We start from the raw sequence: 331 nt of genomic DNA, 5'->3' as shown, positions 1-331 counted from the left end.
TGGATGGTAGACAGGTTATGCCGTTGGATATGGCGACCGCATTTATAACACAGATGGCGAAGCTGAGAGGTTATCAGCAGGAAGAAGCGGAGAGGCTGGCCAGCCAGCAGGTGAAAGGGTTTGCCGGGTTGGGGCAGATGTTCCGTCTGACCACCGCGAAGGACGACCAGATGACCTAAAGCCTGCAGTACGCTAACGGCCAGGTGACGCTGAACGGCAATAAAATGCCGCTGGACGACTTTGCGGGAATGTTTGGTTTGCAGGCGCCAGCCATTCAGGAGAGCGAACCGCAGCCGCCAGTCACGCCGAGCGAACCGGCTCCGGCTCCGGC

Annotated in this window: 1 pseudogene; it reads left to right on the top strand. The window is 58.9% G+C overall.

From position 1 onward, the window contains the following. Positions 1-331 (top strand): annotated as a pseudogene (locus tag F0Q32_RS26680) (DUF945 family protein); the annotation flags it as partial.

The organism is Pseudocitrobacter sp. 73 (genome assembly GCF_008369545.1).
In the GTDB taxonomy this organism is placed as follows: domain Bacteria; phylum Pseudomonadota; class Gammaproteobacteria; order Enterobacterales; family Enterobacteriaceae; genus Pseudocitrobacter; species Pseudocitrobacter vendiensis.
Note: the sequence above shows the minus strand (reverse complement) of the source record. Positions and strands in the feature narration are given on the sequence as shown.